The organism is Neobacillus niacini (assembly GCF_031456445.1).
GTDB lineage: Bacteria > Bacillota > Bacilli > Bacillales > Cytobacillaceae > Neobacillus > Neobacillus niacini_I.
Genome location: NZ_JAVDUQ010000001.1, coordinates 414258 through 434212, shown reverse-complemented (window position 1 = coordinate 434212; position 19955 = coordinate 414258). Strand labels below are relative to the sequence as shown.

Sequence of the window (19955 nt, the reverse complement as noted above, 5' to 3'; positions counted from 1 at the left end):
TGGTGATATGACAAAAAAACAATCCATACATAATTCGATATGAAAGATTGAAGGGGGAACGGGATTTGGCTTATACCATTGAGAAATCAGAAAAGGGTTATTTATTGTTTACCATCACAAGAGTCGATAAAAGAAATGCGGTGGATTATGATGTAATGGAAGGGCTTTCAAAAGCGATTCATCTTGCAGCCGATCCTGATGTTTCGGCCCTGGTTATTACCGGCGAGGGAGAAAAAGCCTTTTGTTCAGGCGGGGACCTATCCGTATTTCACATGCTTGAAAAGGAAGAGGAAGCCTATTTCATGCTCTCGAAAATGTCTAAAATTCTTTATTCTTTGTTAACTTTACCAATACCCACTATTGCTCTTATGAATGGACATGCAGTGGGAGGTGGATGTGAGATTGCCATTGCCTGCGATTTTCGTCTAGCACGGAAGGGAATAAAAGCAGGTTTTATTCAAGGTAAGCAAGCGATTACGACCGGGTGGGGAGGAGGAACCATATTGGCAGAAAAGCTGCTAACTCCTCTTTCAATGAAGCTGTTAATGGATGCCGAAGTTCAAAAAGCTGAAAGATTAACAGAAATAGGATTGATTGACGCCCTTTATGAGAACGATCCAATAAAAGAATGTGAATCATACCTCGAAAATCTCTTATCTAAGGACAAAGCTGTATTGCAATCCTATAAACAGATATGGATTAGAAGGTGGGAGGAAACGAACCTGCAAGAAAGAATAGAGAAGGAAGTCCAAAATTGTGCCCGTCTATGGGAAAGTGAAACCCATCATCATTATGTCAAAATGTTTATGAATAAAAAAACTAAGAATTAATCGCAAAACAGGTGTTGTTTCAGTCTATCTTTTCTAGTAGATGCATATGTATGAGTAAAAACACTAGGAGGGATTCTGTTATGTCGCCAACTCGCCAGGATGCATGGTCACAAGATGAAGATTTGTTACTTGCCGAAGTTGTCTTAAGACATATCCGTGAGGGAGGGACGCAACTGCAGGCTTTTGAGGAAGTTGGCAAACAGCTGTCAAGAACTTCAGCAGCCTGTGGTTTCCGTTGGAACTCTTTTGTAAGGAAACAATACAAATCGGGGATTGAACTTGCCAAGAAGCAAAGAAAAGAATTGAAAAAGCAAACGTCTCAAGTGGAAGAAGAAATAAATAATGAAGAGGTTGTGGTGGAGGCCGTTTCATCCAAATCCAATGGTGAATCCGTAAGTTTTCAAACCGTTATCCACTTTTTAGAGGGTCTTCATAGAAAAGCTGAGGTTAGCTCCACCATTGAAGAGGACCGGGAAAAGTCAGCTGAAAAAATAAAAGAATTAGAAAAGAAAATCTTCTATCTGGCAACGGAAAACGAAAAACTTAGTAAAAATCTAAAAGCAATAGAGGAAGATTATCGATCCTTAATTGAAATTATGGAGAGAGCTAGAAAAATGGTTGTCTTACAGGAGGAAGACCGTCAGCAAAAGGTAAAATTCCAAATGGACAAAAACGGGAACCTTGAAAGAGTTGAAAAATAAAAAGCGGACATTAATGTCCGCTTTTCTTAATGATGCTGAGCCTCGACACCTTCTGGATACCATACGCGCGGATTTTCGCCGCGGTCGCGTTCCATATCATACTCAACAGCATCAAAATCCATTTTATCCCAAAATTCACTTGAATGGACTCTAGGATTTGTTTTAATAGGAAGACCAAAGCTTTTTGCAAATTCTACAAGCTGTTTGCCGTATCCTTTTCCTTGATAGTCAGGCAATACTTCAAGCTTCCAAAGCTCTAAATAATTCTGTGGTGGATAGAAATAGCGGTCGAATTTCGCGTCAATTTGGTATAAACTCATTCTTGCTACTAGTTTGTCTCCATAATAAATACCATAAAATGGTGATTCGTTATAATCTTCCACTATATTTGCTTCTAAGTCTTCTAGCATAGATAACTCTTGAATCCCATATTGCTTAAACTTTTTGAATTCTTCAAGTGTTTTAAAATTGACTTTTAATTTTTCAACTTTTGATCCCATAAAAGAACCCCCTTTAAAGAAATGATTAGAACATCATCCGTATCCGTTCAAGTAATAATGAATAACATGGAAGTAAAATAATTTTTGAATTATTCAAATCGAACTACCATTATTATATAACAAAATTAGAAAAATTTCCTCCATTAAAACTTTAGAAAGCGTTTTCGAAGTTTGCAGGAAATTTCGTAAATATCTAGAAACCTATACTATGAAGGAAATATGGGTTTTAGAAGGAATCAATATAAAACGACTTCCAGAAAGGTTTCTTTACATCCAATTTCCTAATAAAAAACAATTAGTAATCTAAGGAGTGACTGAACATGAGAGAAATTACCGCTTCTATGGCCGGTACGGTTTTAAATATATTTGTTTCAAATGGTAATAGCGTGAAATTGGGGCAGGAGGTATTCATGCTCGAATCAATGAAAATGGAGATCCCGATTGAAAGTACGACAGAAGGGATTGTCAGAGAGTGTAAAGTGAGTATCGGTGATTTTGTTAATGAAGGCGATGTTTTGCTTGTAATCGAATAGCACTGATTAGGGGGAGAACAATGGCAACAATCAATAAATTGAATGAACATCTGATTGAAAGTCGAAAAAAAATTGAGGCTGGCGGGCAGACAAGATACCACGAGAAGCTAAAAGAACAAAACAAACTGTTTGTACGTGACCGTCTTCGGTTATTGTTCGATAAAGGAAAATATGAAGAGGACGGAAAATTTGCAAATTTTCAAGCGGGAGATCTACCCGCTGATGGTGTAGTTTGCGCGATTGGAAAGATAAACGGACAGACGGTTTGTGTCATGGCAAATGACTCAACGGTTAAAGCTGGTTCATGGGGAGCCCGTACGGTTGAAAAAATCATTCGCATTCAAGAAACCGCCGAAAAATTAAAAGTTCCATTATTTTATCTAGTTGACTCTGCAGGTGCAAGAATCACCGACCAGCTAGAGATGTTTCCAAATCGGCGCGGTGCCGGAAGAATTTTTCATAATCAAGTAAAGCTTTCCGGTATGATTCCACAAGTCTGTGTTCTTTTTGGACCTTCAGCGGCAGGCGGGGCCTACATACCGGCATTTTGCGATATCGTCATTATGGTGGATCAAAATGCTTCTATGTATCTTGGATCACCGCGGATGGCGGAAAAGGTAATCGGTGAAAAAGTAAGCCTGGAAGAAATGGGCGGTGCCCGAATGCATTGTTCAGTAAGCGGCTGTGGAGATGTTCTTGCCTATAGTGAAGAAGAAGCAATTGAATCAGCTAAAAAATATATCGGGTATTTTCCGGCAAGCTTTAAAGAAAAAACAAAGCTGACTTCTGGAGCAGCACCTAAGGATGGCCGCGAACTAGAAGCCATTATACCTGAAAATCAAAATGCCCCCTTTAATATGTACGAGTGCATTGACCGCTTAGTGGATGAGGCAAGTTTTTATGAGATTAAAAAACTGTTTGCTTCAGAGCTTATCACGGGTCTGGCGCGAATCGACGGCAGGGCAGTTGGAATTATCGCCAATCAGCCAAAGGTAAAAGGCGGCGTCCTGTTTGTTGATTCCGCTGATAAAGCGGCGAAATTCATTCAACTATGTGATGCCTTCCATATTCCATTATTGTTTCTTGCGGATGTTCCAGGCTTCATGATTGGAACAAAGGTTGAGCGTGCCGGAATTATACGGCACGGTGCTAAATTAATTGCAGCAATGAGCTCGGCAACTGTCCCTAAAATTTCGGTCATTGTGAGAAAAGCATATGGTGCCGGACTTTATGCAATGGCTGGTCCTGCCTTTGAGCCAGACTGCTGTATCGCTTTACCAACAGCACAAATTGCTGTAATGGGTCCGGAAGCAGCTGTAAATGCTGTTTATTCAAATAAAATAAACGAAATTGCCAATCCAAAGGAAAAAATCGCTTTTGTGCAAGAAAAACACAAGGAATATAAAGAAAGTATCGATATTTATAAGCTTGCCTCCGAGTTAATTGTCGACGAAATCGTCGCCCCAAAGGAATTGCGGGATGTATTAATTCATCGTTTTGCTTATTACGAGACCAAAGAATTAACATTTAGCGTTCGTAAACATCCGGTTTATCCAGTCTAAGAAAAATCCCTTTTCGCTATCGGAAAAGGGATTTTTCTTACCATGTGAAAAACCTTTTGATAAAATAATAGAAAAGTGAAAAAATGAGGGATATTCTTGAAAATTGGGATTATTGGTGCTGGTTCGATTGGCTTATTATTTGCCTCCTATTTGAGTCGTGTTTTTAAAGTTTCTCTATATACCCGTACAGAAGAACAAGCAAAGGAAATTGTAAAAAACGGAATCATTTTAAAAAAGAAAACCATAAAGACTCAAGCATTGGTAAAAGCTTTGCCCTTAAGTGAATGGGAAGGATCGGAGGATCTTACCATTATTACGGTGAAAGCCTATCAACTGGAGGAGATTATTACAAAAATAAATAGATTATCTGACACTCCAAAAAAACTTTTATTTTTACAAAATGGAATGGGGCATTTAAAGCAGCTGGAAAGTATCCGTCATTCGCAAATTTTTGTGGGAACGGTTGAACATGGAGCGCTAAGAGAAAATGTTTTTACCGTCAGTCATAATGGGGAGGGGGTAACAAATATTGCCGTCTATCGCGGCGATGCATGCGTGTTAACGGAACTAATAGAGACCCTGCCCAGTGAATTTCCAATCGTGATGAACGAAGACTATTACAAGATGCTGGTGAATAAATTAATTGTCAATTCGGTTATTAATCCATTGACAGCCATCATCGGGGTAAAAAATGGTGATTTAATTAAAAATGAATTTTATTTTCAAACTGTTGTTCAATTATTTAATGAAATCTCCATTCTATTAAATATAGAAAACCCTGATTACCATTTGGAGAAAATAATCGACATATGTAATAAAACAGCGGAGAATCGGTCTTCGATGCTGAAGGATATTGAAGCAAATCGAAAAACGGAAGTGGATGCCATTTTAGGCTTCTTATTGGAAAAGGCAAAAGCGGAGTTCAAAAAGGCCCCATTGATTGAATGCCTTTATCTCCTTCTAAAGGGTAAAGAGCTTGGAAAAGGTGATTTGTAATGATTACTATATTTTCAACGATTTTATCAGTCCTTTTCGTTTTACCGCCATTAGGATTTGTTGCAGCGTATATTTTTTTTAGAATGATCACCAAGAATAACCGGAAATGTGTTCAAAGGGCATTGGATTATACAACAATTTTTTTTATTATTGCTGTTCATTTTTTAATCATAACGATATGGGGAAAATCGCTTTTCTGGTTAATTATAGTAGTAATGATTCTCATTGCAATGGTCTTTGCGGTGGTTCATTGGAAAATAAAAGGTGAGATTCTTTTCGGAAAAGTGTTGAAAGGGTTTTGGAGATTTAATTTTATCCTCTTTTTCCTTACTTATCTTGCACTTACATTTTATGGATTGATTCATCGAGCATTGACGTTTACCTTTTTTTCATAAAAAATTAAGTTTTCAAGAATTTTTATAAGCAAAATTTTTTTTGAAAAACTGGTGTTAATGCTATACTCTTAAGGAATGAATATGGTTGATTAGAAAGGATGTACATAAATGGAGATTTTAAATCTCTCTTTACCGGCTGTAAACCGCTTTGCTTCGAATTATCTGGAGCAGGCTGCCGATATACAATCGTTTTTCCACTATCGTTATAACCAAATATCCGATGACCAGGATCGATTAACGGAGTTGAAAAATCGAAGCTTTCCCCGCGAAGAACTAACGGAGTATATTAAAGAGTTTATGAAGAAATATCCTTCTTCGAAAGCTGTGGAGAATTCACTTGAAAAGCTCATAAATCCTGAAAGTGTGGTTGTCATTGGCGGGCAGCAGGCTGGAATACTAACGGGACCGCTTTACTCGATACATAAAGTAATTTCCATCATTAAATTATCTCAGCAAAAAGAAAGACAGCTGGGTGTACCTGTTATTCCTGTATTTTGGATTGCCGGTGAGGATCATGATTTTCAAGAAGTAAATCACGTTTTTGTTCCGGTCGAAAACCGAATGGATAAATGGATTTATCCAGAGAGAGTTTTCCAAAAGAAAATGGTTTCTGATATTCACTTGGATAAAGACATATGTCTTGCATGGGTGAAAAATGTGATTGAAAACTTTGGTGAAACCAATCATACCAATCAGCTTATTGCATTTGCGGAAGAGCAAGTAAGTAAATCCAGTACCTTTGTAGACTTTTTTGCAAACATTGTAATGGAATTATTTAAAGATTACGGTTTGTTAATTGTCGATTCAGGTGACCGGCTTTTCCGTCAGATTCAAAGGGAATTCTTGACTGAACAAATTATTCATCATAACTCTATTACCTATTCTTTATTAAAACAGCAGGATGAGATTAGCCAAAAGGGTTATCCGATTACAATCGAAGCAAATGAACGGGCTGCAAATCTATTCTATTATGATGAAAGAATGAATGAACGAATTCTTCTCGAATACAATCATGAAACAGACCGATTTGTGGGAAAAAGTGGTGTCATTTCCCTTACGAAAGAAGAATTAGTGGAGATTGCAGCGAAAGATCCCGGCAGGTTAAGCAATAATGTGGTAACTAGACCCTTAATGCAGGAATTACTTTTTCCAACCCTTGCTTTTATTGCCGGTCCTGGGGAGATCTCTTATTGGGCAGAATTAAAGCTTGTTTTTGAATTTTTTAATATGAAAATGCCCCCGATTGTGCCTAGGCTAAATATTACCTTTCTTGACCGCTCTGTTGAAACGGACCTTAATGAACTAAATTTAACCTTGTCTGCCGTTTTAACCAAGGGGACAACTAAAGACAAAGAGTTGTTTCTTGACTCAATAAAAGATAAAGAAGTGGAGGAACTTTTTTTAACTGCTAAGGAACAACTGACTTCACAATACCGTCTTATCGAGGCAAAGACTGCCCTGCTTGATAAAGGACTGCTGCCATTATTAAAGAAAAATGAGAGTAAGCTCGTAGAAGAAATGGAATTCATGCAAAAGAAATTAAACGATTCGGTGAAATTAAAACATGATGTCATCCTAAGAAAATATGGCCGAGTGGATCTTTCGTTAAGACCTGACGGGTTCCCGCAAGAGAGAACTTGGAATGTGTTTTATTATTTAAATCAGTATGGACTCCATCTAATTAATGAGGTTATGGACTTAAGCTTTGAGTTTGATGGACGGCATAAAATAATTAAAATGTAGAAACTTCCCGTTTTGTGAAGTTTCTTTTTTTTGAAAAAAATTACAAGTTTTAAAGGGATTTTAAATCTTTAAAACGAATAGTAAAAATAAGTGGAGGAAAGTGGGGGGATGTGGTACATTTTATATAGAAAGTGGGGGTTACGGGTATGTTCATGGGGGAATACCATCACAGCATTGATAACAAAGGCCGTATTATCGTGCCCTCCAAATTCCGAGATGATCTTGGTGAAATGTTTATTATTACGAGGGGTTTGGATCAATGTTTGTTTGGATACCCATTAACAGAGTGGAAAGTGTTAGAAGAAAAACTTAAAGGTTTACCACTGACGAAAAAAGATGCCCGTGCTTTTACTCGATTTTTCTTCTCTGGAGCAACAGAAAGTGAGTTGGACAAGCAAGGAAGGATTAATATTCCTGCCCCATTGCTTCAATATGCAAAATTAGAAAAAGAATGTGTCGTCCTCGGGGTTTCCAATCGAATTGAAATCTGGAGCAAGCAGATTTGGGAAGACTATTTTGTACAGTCTGAAGAATCTTTTGCCGAGATTGCAGAAAATATGATTGGCTTTGATATATAATGGAAAAGTTATATAAACATAACTTATTATATATCGTTTGATTCGATAAGGAGAATTGGAAAATGTTTGAACATACAACAGTGTTATTAAACGAAGCAGTGGAAGGTTTAAATATTAAACCGGATGGTATTTATGTTGATTGTACGTTAGGCGGAGCAGGACATAGCTCACTCATTCTTTCAAAGTTGGGGGCACAGGGAAAATTATTTGCCTTCGATCAGGATGAAATTGCCATTGCGAATGCCAAAAAGAAGTTAGTGTCAAATCTTGAAAAATTGACGATTATTAAAAGTAACTTTTTATATTTAAAAGAGGAGCTTGAAGCCTTAGGAATAAGGAAAGTTGATGGTGTTCTTTATGATTTAGGGGTATCCTCCCCACAGTTAGATACACCGGAAAGAGGATTCAGCTATCATCATGATGCCCCATTAGATATGAGAATGGATCAGGAAGCACGCACTTCGGCCTATGATGTCGTTAATCATTGGGCATATGAAGATTTAGTCAGAATCTTTTTTCGCTATGGTGAAGAGAAATTTTCTAAGCAAATTGCAAGGAAAATTGAGGCAGCACGAGAAACCAGACCAATTGAAACAACAGCGGAATTGGTTGAATTAATAAAGGACGCAATCCCTGCACCTGCCCGAAGAAAAGGCGGTCATCCAGCCAAGCGAATTTTTCAGGCGATAAGGATTGCAGTAAACGACGAACTATCCGTTTTTGAACAATCCTTAACCCAAGCTATGGAAATTTTAAATCCGGGAGGAAGAATCAGTGTGATTACCTTCCACTCGTTAGAGGACCGAATTTGTAAGGCGGCATTTAAAAAGGCAAGTGAAGCCCCTGATTTGCCCCATGGTTTACCAATAATTCCAGAACAGTACAAACCAACGTTAAAATTAATCTCTCGAAAACCTATTCTTCCATCTGAAGAAGAACTCGAACAAAACAATCGTGCCCGATCTGCGAAGCTTCGTATCGCGGAAAAAATATAAAAAATAGCTGGAGGGGAAAAGTTTGAGTAATCTTGCCAGGAGATATCAAGAGCAGCAACAAGTAACAGAAACGATTCAAGGAAAACCAAAAGTAAAAATTAAAAAATCCTGGCTTACACCCGGGGAGAAGGTCCTCGGTATAGCATTTGCCGGAATGGTTTGTTTTGGCGCAACCCACATCATCTCTAATCAGGCACAAATTTGGAAGGTGAACAAAGGGATCCAGGAAACTGAATCCTCGATTGAAAAACAAAAGAAGGTTAATAATGACTTAAAAGTACAAGTTAGCGAACTTAGTACGTATGAACGTATTTATGAAAAAGCAAAGGAAATGGGACTCGTTTTAAACGAAAATAACGTCAAGGTTGTGCAGAAATGATTAAGAAACAGCCCTATATGAATGTTGGAGCAGCCATTTTATTTGTACTATTCGGCCTGCTCTTTTTTATATTACTTTACCGCTATTTTTCAATTGAAATATCGGGTGAAGCTGCTGGGCAGCCGCTTGCAGCAAAGGCACAGAAAAAATATACGAGGGTAGGAACCCTTGAAGCATCCAGAGGGATTATTTATGATCGAAAGGGAGAAGTTGTCGCAGAAGACACAGCTTCATACACACTCCTTGCCATTTTAAGTAAAAAGATGACGACGGACCCGAAGCATCCAATGCATGTTAAGGATCCGCGTAAAACTGCAGAAGAATTGGCAAAATATATTGATATGGATGAGTCTGAGATTTATAGTAGACTAACCAAAAAATTGTTTGAGGTTCAATTTGGCTCGGCCGGAAAAGATATATCGATTGAAACGAAAAGAAAAATTGAGGCTTTAAAGCTTCCGGGGATTACCTTTATCCCGCAAATGAAGCGTTTCTATCCAAACGGGGTATTTGCCTCACATTTAGTAGGATATGCTGACCCTGATGAAAAAAAAGATAATAAAATAGTAGGACAAATGGGAATTGAGAAATCCCTAAATGACTATTTAACGGGCACAAATGGAAAAATAAATTATGAAAGTGACTTATGGGGCTATATTCTTCCGGATAAAAAGGAAAACATCACCCCTGCAAAGGATGGGGATGATGTTTATTTAACCATCGATCAGAAAATCCAAACGTTTTTAGAAGATGCGATGAATAAGGTGGTAAAGAAATATAATCCGAAAAAAATTATTGCGATTGTCGCGGATCCGAAAACAGGTGAAATTTTAGCGATGGGGCAGCGGCCAACTTTTGATCCGAAAACAAAGGAAGGGATTACGGACAGTTGGCATAATGAGGCCATTGAAACTTCCTATGAGCCCGGTTCTACGATGAAGATATTCACGCTTGCCGCAGCGGTGAATGAAGGGGTTTTTAACCCGAATGAATTATATAAATCGGGATCTTATCAAGTATCACCAAGGTCACCGGCGATTCATGACCATAATTATTCTGGCTGGGGGACCATTTCTTATTTGGAAGGTCTGCAGCGTTCATCGAATGTCGCCTTCGCCAAAATTGCCAGCGAGAAATTAGGGTTTGAAAAGTTCAGGGAATATCTAAGTAAATTTGGCTTTGACCGTCCTACCGGAATTGATCTTCCGAATGAAGCATCGGGGAAAATTATGTTTAATTTCCCAATCGAAAAAGTGACAACAGCGTTTGGTCAAGGGACTGCTGTTACACCAATTGAGCTAATTCAAGCAGCTACAGCTGTTGCCAATGACGGGAAAATGATGAAGCCATATGTGATGGATAAAATTGTCAATCATGATACTGGAAAGACGATTAAACAGACAAAACCTGAAGTGGTTTCCACACCAATAACCGCTGAAACAGCCAAAACTGTTCGTAATTATCTTGAAACGGTTGTTACTTCAAAAAATGGAACAGGTGGGCGATACAAGATTGATGGCTATAGTGTTGCCGGTAAAACAGGGACTGCCAATATTCCCAACCCTAATGGAGCAGGCTATTTAACAGGATCGCAGAATTATATTTTTTCATTTTTAGGAATGGCGCCAAAAAATGATCCGAAATTAATCGTTTATGTTGCTGTGCAACAGCCACAAATTGACAATTATGAATATGGCTCTCGTCCTGTTTCGGAAATATTTAAACCGGTGATGAAAAATAGTTTACAATACTTAAATATCCGCCCATCTAAAGTGGAGAAATCCACCTCTGTCAAACTTGGAGATTTATCCGGAAATTCGGTAACGGAAACCGTGAAAAAATTAAAAGCTCAAGGATTTAATCCAATTGTACTTGGAAAAGGACCGGATGTGACCACCCAGCTTCCAAAGGCTGGAACCACCATTCTCGAAGGAGAAAAGGTTTTATTAGGAACGAAGGGAAAACTGATTGCTCCTGATATGACTGGCTGGTCACTTCGTGATGTTATGCAGCTTGCAAAATTAGTTGATTTGAAGTATAACGTTGCAGGCAGCGGATATGTAGTAAAACAGAATATTAGTCCTGGAACTCCATTAAAAAAGGGAGATAATTTAATTGTACAATTGCAATCTCCTGAGCAGCTATCCAATAACATGGAGGATACAAGTCAAGAAAAAAATTCTGACCAAAATATTAGCGATTAAAGAAAACTCGCCTTTTATAAAGGCGAGTTTTCAGATTGTCGAGAAAGGGTATTTTTCTCTGCAATTTTTTATTATGTCTGAATCTAAACTACCACTTTTTAATTAAATATTTGTACCTGCTAACTGGCCTGTTGATTTCCGCTCCGGGTGCTTCGCTTTCCGCGGGCGTGCCGGGGAGCCTCCTCGTTGCTTCGCTCCTGCGGGGTCTCCCCTGCCCCGTACTCCCGCAGGAGTCTTCGCACCCTCTGCTCCAATCAACAGGGAGCAAATCAACTTAAAGCATTGCAACACACTATTTCCAATCTAGCTAAGTGTGTTGCAATTTTTTTATATTTTGGCAGGCATTGCCCGAACGATCTGATATGCCCGTTAAAAGGGAAAAGAAAAGTGGTTTCATTGCCCGAACAAGCTGATATGCCTGTTAAAAGGGAAAAGAAAAGTGGTTTCATTGCCCGAACAAGCTGATATGCCTGTTAAAAGGGAAAAGAAAAGTGGTTTCATTGCCCGAACAATCTGATATGCCTGTTAAAAGGGAAAAGAAAAGTAGTTTCATTGCCCGAACAAGCTGATATACCCGTTAAAAGGAAAAAGAAAAGTGGTTTCATTGCCCGAACAAGCTGATATGCCCGTTAAAAGGGAAAAGAAAAGTGGTTTCATTGCCCGAACGAGTTGGTATTCCCGTTAAAAGGGAAAAGAAAAGTGGTTTGTCGTGTTACGACTTTTATTTTACTTTTTGAGCGATTATATTAGGAGAGTGGTGGGCTGTTCCCACACTTGAATACACCAATTGAAAAGACTTTACATTAATTAGTGCGGTGAATTGTTAAAGAAAGTGAATGAAATAAAAAGATATCGAAAGTTTTTTGACTACCTGACTCACCTTTTTAAAGGTGAGTTTTCTTTTTTCTTAACGGTCTAATCACAATTGTACAAGCATATAAATGGAACGACCACTAAAGAGGAGGCTCGTTCAAGTATGCGTGTTTCAAATGTAACTGTCCGTAAACGGTTAATGATTGCACTTTTCGTTGGAATACTTGTCTTTTTAATTATTGATGTCCGGCTGGGGTATGTACAGTTCGTTCTTGGCGATATGTTGACCGGAAAAGCCAAAGATTCGTGGAGCCGAAATATTCCCTTTGAGCCTGAGCGCGGGGAAATTGTCGATCGAAATGGGGTCCCTTTAGCAACAAATATCAGTGCCCCAACTGTTTGGGTTGTTCCAAGGCAGATTAAAAACCCGGCGGAAACAGCTGAAAAACTTGCCTCCGTGTTAAATATAACAAAGGAAAAGGCCTATAAGGAAATTACCCAGGGACAATCGATTGTCAGAGTCAAAGAGGGAAGGAAAATTTCCCATGAAAAGGCGAAAGAAATAAGGGCATTAGGTCTTGATGGAATCTATATTGGCGAAGATTCTAAACGCCATTATCCATATGGAAGCTATCTTTCCCATGTTCTTGGCTTTGCCGGAGTGGACAACCAGGGCTTGATGGGGCTTGAGAAGTATTATGATAAGGAACTAAGTGGGGAGCGGGGAGCTGTAAAATTTTATGCAAACGCAAAAGGCAAAAGGATGAACGACATGCCGGATGATTATGAACCGCCGAAGAATGGACTCGATTTAAAATTAACGATCGATACGAAAATCCAAACCATTATGGAGAGGGAGTTAGATATTGCCGAGGCAAAATATAATCCGGACGGAATTATTGCCATCGCCATGAATCCTAATAATGGCGAAATCTTAGGAATGTCCAGCAGGCCTACATTTGATCCGGCTAATTTTAGAAATGTTTCACAGGAAGTTTATAACCGGAATCTGCCTGTATGGTCAACCTATGAGCCTGGATCTACCTTCAAGATTATTACCCTTGCTGCCGCATTGGAAGAAGGAAAAGTGAATTTGGAGAAGGATCACTTTCATGACCCTGGATTTGTTACCGTTGCCGGTGCGAGACTTAGATGCTGGAAACGCGGCGGACACGGCAGTGAAACATTTTTACAGGTTGTACAAAATTCATGTAACCCAGGGTTTGTGGAATTAGGAGAGCGCTTAGGTAAAGATACATTATTTAAATATATAAAGGATTTCGGATTTGGACAAAAGACGGGAATTGATTTACAAGGAGAAGGAACAGGGATTTTATTTAATTTGAATCGGGTCGGTCCGGTTGAATTAGCGACCACCGCATTTGGCCAGGGGGTCTCGGTTACACCAATTCAGCAAGTCACAGCGGTTGCGGCAGCTATAAACGGAGGAATACTTTATAAGCCGTATATTGCAAAAGAGATTGATGATCCATTAACAAATGAAGTGATCATGAGAAATACACCTGAAGCAAAACGAAGAGTGATTTCCGAGGCAACGTCTAAAAAGGTTCGTAATGCACTTGAAAGTGTTGTTGCTCAAGGGACTGGCGGTAAGGCGTTTGTCGACTCTTATCGAATTGGCGGTAAAACAGGGACAGCGCAAAAAGCACAAAATGGACGTTATCTAGAAAATAACCATATTGTTTCCTTTATTGGGTTTGCACCGGCGGATGACCCGCAGCTTGTTGTTTATGTGGCCGTTGATAATCCCAAGGGAGTTGTTCAATTCGGTGGTCAGGTAACGGCGCCAATTGTTGGAAATATCATGAAGGATAGTCTGCGTGCCATGGGCGTTGAGCCTCGTAAAAACCAAATCGAAAAGAAAAAGGCTTGGGATGATGTCCCCGTCATCAAACTGCCTGATTTGGTTGGAATGACAAAAAATGAAATTGGCGAGCAGATGATTAATTTGAAGATTGATGCAAGCGGTGAAGGGGATGTGGTGGTAAGGCAATCTCCTGCCCCTGGAACAAAATTAAAAGAGGGTTCGAAAATTAGACTTTATTTTGGTAATGGTGAATAGATTTAAAAGTAATGGGGTAGGCGGCTGGAATATGTATTCTGCCGCCTATTTTTCCGCTGCAATTAATGGTAGAATGGAATTTGGTTTTAATTTCATGTAAAATAAGAAAAGCGCAAGCCATGTACTTCCTGGTCATGAGAGGATTTGAGTGAAAATGAAGCTGTTAAATCTACTTGAATATTTGCATTCATTAGTCCCATATTCGGGAGCAAATCCGGAAATAATTTCAATTGAAAATGATAGCCGTAAGGTGCAAAAGGGAAGCTTATTTATTTGTATCAAGGGGTACACCGTGGATGGACACGATTATGCAGAAGCTGCCGTTAAAAATGGTGCGGTTGCTATTTTGGCTGAAAAAATGCTCCTGCTTGATATTCCGATCATTTTAGTAAAGGATACTACCCGCGCAATGGCCGTTCTTGCCGATGCTTTTTATGGGCAGCCATCGAAAAAAATGCATTTAATTGGCATTACTGGAACAAATGGAAAAACCACCACCAGCCATTTAATTGAAAAAATCTTTGCAGATTCGGGTCAGAAAACAGGTTTGATTGGGACAATGTATACAAAGATTGGGGACAGGACAATCGAAACCAAAAATACAACCCCTGATAGTCTGACACTGCAAAAAAACTTTCAGCAAATGGTTGAGGCTGGTGTTGAATTAGCTGTTATGGAGGTCTCTTCACATGCTTTAGATATCGGAAGGGTGCACGGCTGTGATTATGATGTTGCGGTTTTTACGAACCTATCCCAGGATCATCTTGATTATCATAAAACTATGGAAGATTATCACCGTGCAAAATGCTTACTATTTTCACAACTCGGAAATACTTTTGAAAAAAACAAACCGAAATTCGCCATTCTGAATGCAGATGAACCTGCTTCGGTATTGTTTGAAAAATCCACAGCTGCGCATGTCATTACATATGGGATTAACAACCATGCAGATATCCGGGCGGAAAATATTCAAATGAAGTCCTTTGGCACAACCTTTGATTTAATCATCAACGAGGACAGACACCCGGTTAAAATTCAGCTCTTAGGAAAATTCAATGTTTATAATGTGTTAGCCAGTGTTTCAGCCTCAATCGTATCAGGTGTGCCAATATCTCAAATCATCCAATCCATTCAAAGTATTAAAGGAGTAGCGGGAAGGTTTGAACTAGTTGATAAGGGTCAAAACTTTACCATCATCGTAGATTATGCCCATACACCGGATAGTTTGGAAAATGTTTTGAAGACAGTTCGTCAGTTTGCCCGAAAAAAAATATTCGTAGTGGTTGGCTGTGGGGGAGACCGTGACCGCACGAAAAGACCATTAATGGCTCAAATTGCCTGCCAATATGCAACAGATCCGATATTTACATCAGATAATCCAAGAAGTGAAGATCCTATGGCTATCCTTCATGATATGGTTTCCGGGGTACAAGGTTTAGGATTTGAGGTAATACCGGACAGAAAAAAGGCAATTGAAGCAGCAGTTGACCGTGCATCTGAAGGTGATGTTATTCTTATTGCCGGTAAAGGTCATGAAACGTATCAAATTATTGGAAGCAAAGTGTATGATTTTGATGACCGGCTTGTTGCTCGAGATGCAATCAAGGGGAGATAGGAGATGTATTTAGTTTATAATGATGTTGCCAATTTCAGTCATGAGGTCCGGGGCACACATGAACCTACACTTACTTTTAATACCCTAACGGACCAAGCAGATGCAATCCAGCCAAAAGGGATTTTTGTACCGCTCAGTAAAGAGTCAGGTGAACTAAAAGAGGCACTTGCCAATGGGGCAATTGCTGCGATTTGGCATAAAGAAAAAAAACTGCCGCACTATACTCCGAATCACTTTCCAATTTTTCTTGTGGAAGATCCGGGGGAAGCTGTGCGGAGGATCCTACAACAATATATAGATAAATTAGATGGAGAAACAGAAAAGACAATGAATATAACAAAATTTGATTTAGTAAAGATAGAACTTCTTAACAAAAATAAACAAACATATGATATTGCAGTGATGCTGAATAAATTAGCAGATAAATTTAATGAAGCTTATCAAGGAAGGAGGGGATAAAATGCTGGAGCAAGTGATTTTATTTACGATCATCATGTCATTTCTAATTTCTGTATTGCTTTCTCCCATTTTTATCCCTTTCTTAAGAAGGTTAAAATTTGGACAAAGCATTCGTGAAGAGGGCCCGAAATCCCATCAAAAGAAAACGGGTACGCCTACAATGGGCGGAATTATGATCTTATTCTCCATTATTATTACTACTTTAGTGATGACCGGAAAGTTTTCTGCGCCAACAGTAAAAACCTATTTACTTTTACTAGTGACGTTTGGCTTTGGCTTACTTGGTTTTCTCGATGATTTTATCAAAGTGGTATTAAAGCGGAATTTAGGGTTAACCTCCAAACAAAAACTTTTAGGGCAAATCATTATTTCAGTGATTTTTTATTTTGTTTATAAACAAAATGGCTATCCGACAGAAATTACTTTGCCTTTTGGAGATTACTCCTTTGACTTAGGCTGGTTTTATGTCTTTTTCATTATTTTTTGGCTTGTTGGTTTTTCCAATGCAGTCAATTTAACGGATGGACTTGATGGATTAGTATCTGGTACTGCTGCGATTGCTTTTGGGGCATATGCTGTACTGGCATGGAATCAATCACAGGTGGAAGTAGCGATATTTTCCGTTGCGATTGTTGGGGCCGTTTTAGGATTTTTAGTTTTTAATGCTCACCCGGCTAAGGTTTTTATGGGAGATACCGGTTCGCTTGCACTTGGCGGTGCAATTGCGGCTATTGCCATTTTGACTAAGCTTGAAATTCTGCTCATTATTATCGGCGGAGTATTTGTCATTGAAACCTTATCGGTTATACTTCAAGTCATTTCCTTTAAAACAACCGGGAAACGGATTTTCCGGATGAGCCCGTTGCATCACCACTATGAGTTAGCTGGCTGGTCCGAATGGCGGGTTGTTGTTACTTTTTGGAGTGTTGGACTAATTTTAGCGATTCTTGGAATCTATATCGAGGTGTGGTTGTAAGTGAAACAGATTGAAACGTATCGTCATAAAAAAATTCTTGTTCTCGGACTTGCAAAAAGCGGGGTGACTGCTGCTGCACTCTTACATAAGCTTGGGGCGTTTGTAACGGTAAACGATCGAAAGCCATTATCGGAAAACCCTGAAGCACGTGGATTGTTAGAAGAAGGGATTAAGGTTATTTGCGGTGACCATCCTGTGGAGCTTCTTGATGAAGGGTTTGAACTAATTGTCAAAAACCCGGGAATCCCTTATACCAATCCAATTATTGAAGGGGCTCTTGAAAAAGGGATCCCGGTCCAGACGGAGGTTGAACTTGCGTACCAAATTTCCGAGGCACCATTTATTGGAATTACTGGTACAAATGGAAAAACGACGACTACAACTCTTTGTTTTGAAATGTTGAATGAAGGAAAAAAACAGCCGCTGATTGCCGGTAATATTGGAACAGTGGCATCAGGTGTAGCGGAAGAGGCAACAAAAGACAATACGATTGTAATTGAGTTATCCTCATTTCAGTTAATGGGGATTGATACTTTCACCCCTAAAATTGCGATTATTACCAATATATATGATGCCCATTTGGACTACCATGGAACAAGAAAAGAATATATCAAGGCAAAAGCAAATATAACAAGAAATCAAACAGAAAACGATTTTTTAATTATTAATTATGATCAAGAAGATACAATGGAAATTGCCCGTCATTCCAAAGCTAAAATAATTCCATTTTCAACAAAAGGCCAATTATCAGAAGGTGCCTATCTTTCGCATGAATGGATTTGTTTTAACGGTGAAAAAGTGATGCAGGTGAAGGATATCGCCCTGCCGGGTGTACATAATCTTGAAAATATCTTATCAGCACTTGCCGCAGCAAAGCTTACTGGGGTGGATAATCACTCTATTCAAGAAGTACTTAAAACATTTACAGGCGTAAAACATCGTCTTCAGTACGTAAGTGAAATTAACGGACGCAAATTTTATAACGACTCAAAAGCTACTAATATTTTAGCTACTGTAAATGCCTTGGCTGCTTTCAAGTCTCCAGTTATTTTATTAGCAGGCGGTTTGGACAGAGGAAATGAATTTGATGAACTGATACCTTATTTAAAGAATGTCAAGGTGTTAATTACATTTGGTCAAACCGCACCTAAGCTTGAACGTGTAGCAAAAGAGGCGGGAATAAAAATAATCAAGCGTGTCGATAATGTTGGAGAAGCCGTGCCTGAGGCCTATCAGCATTCTGAATCAGGTGATGTAATTTTGTTATCTCCTGCATGTGCCAGCTGGGATCAATATAAAACTTTTGAAGTTAGGGGAGACATTTTTATCGAAGCGGTGCATAAGCTTAAGTAAGGGCTTGTCCAACTTAGGGTTCTCCTTCTGGATCACTTTAAGCCCTAAAACTGGTAGTTGAGGTGTTTAGTGGTGCCGACAAAGAGAACAACCCCTGACTTTATTTTAATGATTGTAACCTTCACGCTTCTTGCTATTGGGCTGATAATGGTTTACAGTGCCAGCGCTGTAATGGCAGAATATAAATTTCATGATTCCTTCTTCTTTGCAAAAAGACAAACTCTTTTTGCAGGTGTCGGAATCGCTGCGATGTTTTTTATTATGAACATCAATTACTGGACATGGAGAACATGGGCAAAGACGATATTAATCGTTTGTTTTGTCTTATTGGTCCTTGTTTTGATACCTGGGATTGGGAATGTTCGAAACGGTTCGAGAAGCTGGATTGGGGTAGGCGCATTTTCGATTCAGCCTTCAGAATTTATGAAGCTAGCGATGATTGCTTTTTTGGCAAAATACTTATCTGAACGGCAAAAATTCATTACTTCCTTCAAAAAAGGACTTATTCCGTCACTCGGGCTTGCATTTATTGCTTTTGCCATGATTATGCTGCAGCCGGACCTTGGTACGGGAACTGTAATGATGGGAACCTGTGTTGTGATGATTTTTGTTGCCGGTGCCCGAATTAGCCACTTTACTTTTTTAGGGCTGCTGGGTGTAGCCGGATTCGTTGGCCTTATTGCGTCGGCTCCTTATCGGATTAAGCGGATTACCTCTTTCATGGATCCATGGTCGGATCCGCTCGGAAGTGGTTTTCAAATTATCCAGTCGCTCCTCGCGATTGGTCCGGGCGGTTTGTTTGGATTGGGGCTTGGTCAAAGCCGGCAAAAGTTTTTCTACTTGCCGGAACCGCAAACGGACTTTATCTTTGCAATCCTTTCTGAAGAACTTGGGTTTATCGGTGGTTCCTTTATCTTATTGCTTTTTGCATTGCTCCTCTGGAGAGGCATTCGAATTGCGCTGGGTGCTCCAGATTTGTACGGAAGCTTCTTAGCCATTGGAATTATTGCAATGGTTGCCATTCAAGTCATGATCAATATCGGAGTAGTAACAGGACTGATGCCGGTTACGGGCATCACACTGCCATTTTTAAGTTACGGTGGATCTTCCTTGACCTTAATGTTAATGGCAATCGGTGTACTTCTTAATATAAGCCGTTATTCAAGGTATTAATCAATGCCCTGTTTGAAAACAGGGTATTTTTTTACATTTACATAACATTCTTTTATCAATGGCTTTA

Annotated in this window: 19 protein-coding genes; 17 read left to right on the top strand and 2 right to left on the bottom strand. The window is 39.2% G+C overall.

The window, feature by feature from the left end:
* Positions 1-65 precede the first annotated feature (65 nt).
* Together J2Y67_RS02150 and J2Y67_RS02145 are read left to right on the top strand one after the other, a co-directional pair.
* Entirely contained in the window at positions 66-830 is a 765-nt protein-coding gene (locus J2Y67_RS02150; protein ID WP_310170030.1) for an enoyl-CoA hydratase/isomerase family protein, read from the top strand.
* 80 nt (positions 831-910) lie between these two features.
* The gene (locus tag J2Y67_RS02145; protein ID WP_310170028.1) at positions 911-1531 is read left to right on the top strand and encodes an RsfA family transcriptional regulator; all 621 of its coding nucleotides are present in this window, start codon (positions 911-913) and stop codon (positions 1529-1531) included.
* Positions 1532-1557: 26 nt separating this feature from the next.
* On the opposite strand, the gene J2Y67_RS02140 is transcribed toward J2Y67_RS02145, so the two are convergent.
* Complete coding sequence (locus tag J2Y67_RS02140; RefSeq protein ID WP_310170025.1) at positions 1558-2031, bottom strand: N-acetyltransferase; 474 nt, start codon at positions 2029-2031, stop codon at positions 1558-1560.
* Between the two features lie 320 nt (positions 2032-2351).
* On the opposite strand from J2Y67_RS02140, the gene J2Y67_RS02135 reads away from it, so the two are divergent.
* The 9 genes from J2Y67_RS02135 (at position 2352) to J2Y67_RS02095 (ending at position 11416) form a co-directional block, all read left to right on the top strand.
* Positions 2352-2564 (top strand): acetyl-CoA carboxylase biotin carboxyl carrier protein subunit, encoded by a 213-nt coding sequence (locus J2Y67_RS02135; protein WP_310170023.1) that lies wholly within the window; start codon positions 2352-2354, stop codon positions 2562-2564.
* Between the two features lie 20 nt (positions 2565-2584).
* Positions 2585-4126 (top strand): acyl-CoA carboxylase subunit beta, encoded by a 1542-nt coding sequence (locus J2Y67_RS02130; protein ID WP_310170020.1) that lies wholly within the window; start codon positions 2585-2587, stop codon positions 4124-4126.
* Between the two features lie 96 nt (positions 4127-4222).
* Positions 4223-5122: a 2-dehydropantoate 2-reductase gene (locus tag J2Y67_RS02125; RefSeq protein ID WP_310170015.1), complete on the top strand. Its 900-nt coding sequence runs from the start codon at positions 4223-4225 to the stop codon at positions 5120-5122.
* On the top strand, positions 5122-5517 hold the full coding sequence (locus J2Y67_RS02120) for a DUF3397 domain-containing protein (RefSeq protein ID WP_310170013.1): 396 nt from the start codon (positions 5122-5124) through the stop codon (positions 5515-5517). Before J2Y67_RS02125 ends, J2Y67_RS02120 begins: the two co-directional genes overlap by 1 nt.
* 108 nt (positions 5518-5625) lie before the next feature.
* Entirely contained in the window at positions 5626-7260 is a 1635-nt protein-coding gene (gene bshC, locus J2Y67_RS02115) for a bacillithiol biosynthesis cysteine-adding enzyme BshC (protein WP_310170011.1), read from the top strand.
* Between the two features lie 146 nt (positions 7261-7406).
* The gene (gene mraZ / locus J2Y67_RS02110; protein ID WP_310170009.1) at positions 7407-7838 is read left to right on the top strand and encodes a division/cell wall cluster transcriptional repressor MraZ; all 432 of its coding nucleotides are present in this window, start codon (positions 7407-7409) and stop codon (positions 7836-7838) included.
* Between the two features lie 62 nt (positions 7839-7900).
* Positions 7901-8833: a 16S rRNA (cytosine(1402)-N(4))-methyltransferase RsmH gene (gene rsmH / locus J2Y67_RS02105; RefSeq protein WP_310170007.1), complete on the top strand. Its 933-nt coding sequence runs from the start codon at positions 7901-7903 to the stop codon at positions 8831-8833.
* 22 nt (positions 8834-8855) lie between these two features.
* Positions 8856-9212: a cell division protein FtsL gene (gene ftsL, locus J2Y67_RS02100; protein WP_310170002.1), complete on the top strand. Its 357-nt coding sequence runs from the start codon at positions 8856-8858 to the stop codon at positions 9210-9212.
* Complete coding sequence (locus J2Y67_RS02095; RefSeq protein WP_310169999.1) at positions 9209-11416, top strand: penicillin-binding protein; 2208 nt, start codon at positions 9209-9211, stop codon at positions 11414-11416. The genes ftsL and J2Y67_RS02095 overlap by 4 nt, the downstream gene beginning before the upstream one ends.
* 102 nt (positions 11417-11518) lie before the next feature.
* Here the strand turns inward: J2Y67_RS02095 and J2Y67_RS02090 are convergent, their stop codons facing one another.
* Complete coding sequence (locus J2Y67_RS02090; RefSeq protein ID WP_310169997.1) at positions 11519-11674, bottom strand: hypothetical protein; 156 nt, start codon at positions 11672-11674, stop codon at positions 11519-11521.
* Positions 11675-12392: 718 nt separating this feature from the next.
* Here J2Y67_RS02090 and J2Y67_RS02085 point away from each other — a divergent pair.
* The 6 genes from J2Y67_RS02085 (at position 12393) to spoVE (ending at position 19888) form a co-directional block, all read left to right on the top strand.
* Positions 12393-14312, top strand: a complete 1920-nt coding sequence (locus tag J2Y67_RS02085) for a stage V sporulation protein D (protein ID WP_310169996.1) — start codon at positions 12393-12395, stop codon at positions 14310-14312.
* Positions 14313-14466: 154 nt separating this feature from the next.
* Positions 14467-15927, top strand: coding sequence for a UDP-N-acetylmuramoyl-L-alanyl-D-glutamate--2,6-diaminopimelate ligase (locus J2Y67_RS02080; RefSeq protein WP_310170248.1), 1461 nt, complete (start codon positions 14467-14469; stop codon positions 15925-15927).
* A 3-nt stretch (positions 15928-15930) separates the two neighbouring features.
* Positions 15931-16386, top strand: coding sequence for a hypothetical protein (locus tag J2Y67_RS02075; RefSeq protein ID WP_310169993.1), 456 nt, complete (start codon positions 15931-15933; stop codon positions 16384-16386).
* Between the two features lies 1 nt (position 16387).
* The gene (mraY, locus tag J2Y67_RS02070) at positions 16388-17362 is read left to right on the top strand and encodes a phospho-N-acetylmuramoyl-pentapeptide-transferase (RefSeq protein WP_310169991.1); all 975 of its coding nucleotides are present in this window, start codon (positions 16388-16390) and stop codon (positions 17360-17362) included.
* Entirely contained in the window at positions 17363-18715 is a 1353-nt protein-coding gene (gene murD, locus J2Y67_RS02065) for a UDP-N-acetylmuramoyl-L-alanine--D-glutamate ligase (RefSeq protein WP_310169988.1), read from the top strand. It begins immediately after the preceding gene.
* Between the two features lie 108 nt (positions 18716-18823).
* Entirely contained in the window at positions 18824-19888 is a 1065-nt protein-coding gene (spoVE, locus tag J2Y67_RS02060) for a stage V sporulation protein E (protein WP_396954030.1), read from the top strand.
* Positions 19889-19955 lie beyond the last annotated feature (67 nt).

Excerpts from the sequence above, each read along its gene's own strand:
- J2Y67_RS02145 (WP_310170028.1), top strand. The coding sequence starts at position 911 with ATGTCGCCAACTCGCCAGGATGCATGGTCACAAGATGAAGATTTGTTA.
- J2Y67_RS02140 (WP_310170025.1), bottom strand. The coding sequence starts at position 2,031 with ATGGGATCAAAAGTTGAAAAATTAAAAGTCAATTTTAAAACACTTGAA.
- J2Y67_RS02135 (WP_310170023.1), top strand. The coding sequence starts at position 2,352 with ATGAGAGAAATTACCGCTTCTATGGCCGGTACGGTTTTAAATATATTT.
- J2Y67_RS02130 (WP_310170020.1), top strand. The coding sequence starts at position 2,585 with ATGGCAACAATCAATAAATTGAATGAACATCTGATTGAAAGTCGAAAA.
- J2Y67_RS02120 (WP_310170013.1), top strand. The coding sequence starts at position 5,122 with ATGATTACTATATTTTCAACGATTTTATCAGTCCTTTTCGTTTTACCG.
- bshC (WP_310170011.1), top strand. The coding sequence starts at position 5,626 with ATGGAGATTTTAAATCTCTCTTTACCGGCTGTAAACCGCTTTGCTTCG.
- mraZ (WP_310170009.1), top strand. The coding sequence starts at position 7,407 with ATGTTCATGGGGGAATACCATCACAGCATTGATAACAAAGGCCGTATT.
- rsmH (WP_310170007.1), top strand. The coding sequence starts at position 7,901 with ATGTTTGAACATACAACAGTGTTATTAAACGAAGCAGTGGAAGGTTTA.
- J2Y67_RS02095 (WP_310169999.1), top strand. The coding sequence starts at position 9,209 with ATGATTAAGAAACAGCCCTATATGAATGTTGGAGCAGCCATTTTATTT.
- J2Y67_RS02085 (WP_310169996.1), top strand. The coding sequence starts at position 12,393 with ATGCGTGTTTCAAATGTAACTGTCCGTAAACGGTTAATGATTGCACTT.
- J2Y67_RS02080 (WP_310170248.1), top strand. The coding sequence starts at position 14,467 with ATGAAGCTGTTAAATCTACTTGAATATTTGCATTCATTAGTCCCATAT.
- J2Y67_RS02075 (WP_310169993.1), top strand. The coding sequence starts at position 15,931 with ATGTATTTAGTTTATAATGATGTTGCCAATTTCAGTCATGAGGTCCGG.
- mraY (WP_310169991.1), top strand. The coding sequence starts at position 16,388 with ATGCTGGAGCAAGTGATTTTATTTACGATCATCATGTCATTTCTAATT.
- spoVE (WP_396954030.1), top strand. The coding sequence starts at position 18,824 with ATGATTGTAACCTTCACGCTTCTTGCTATTGGGCTGATAATGGTTTAC.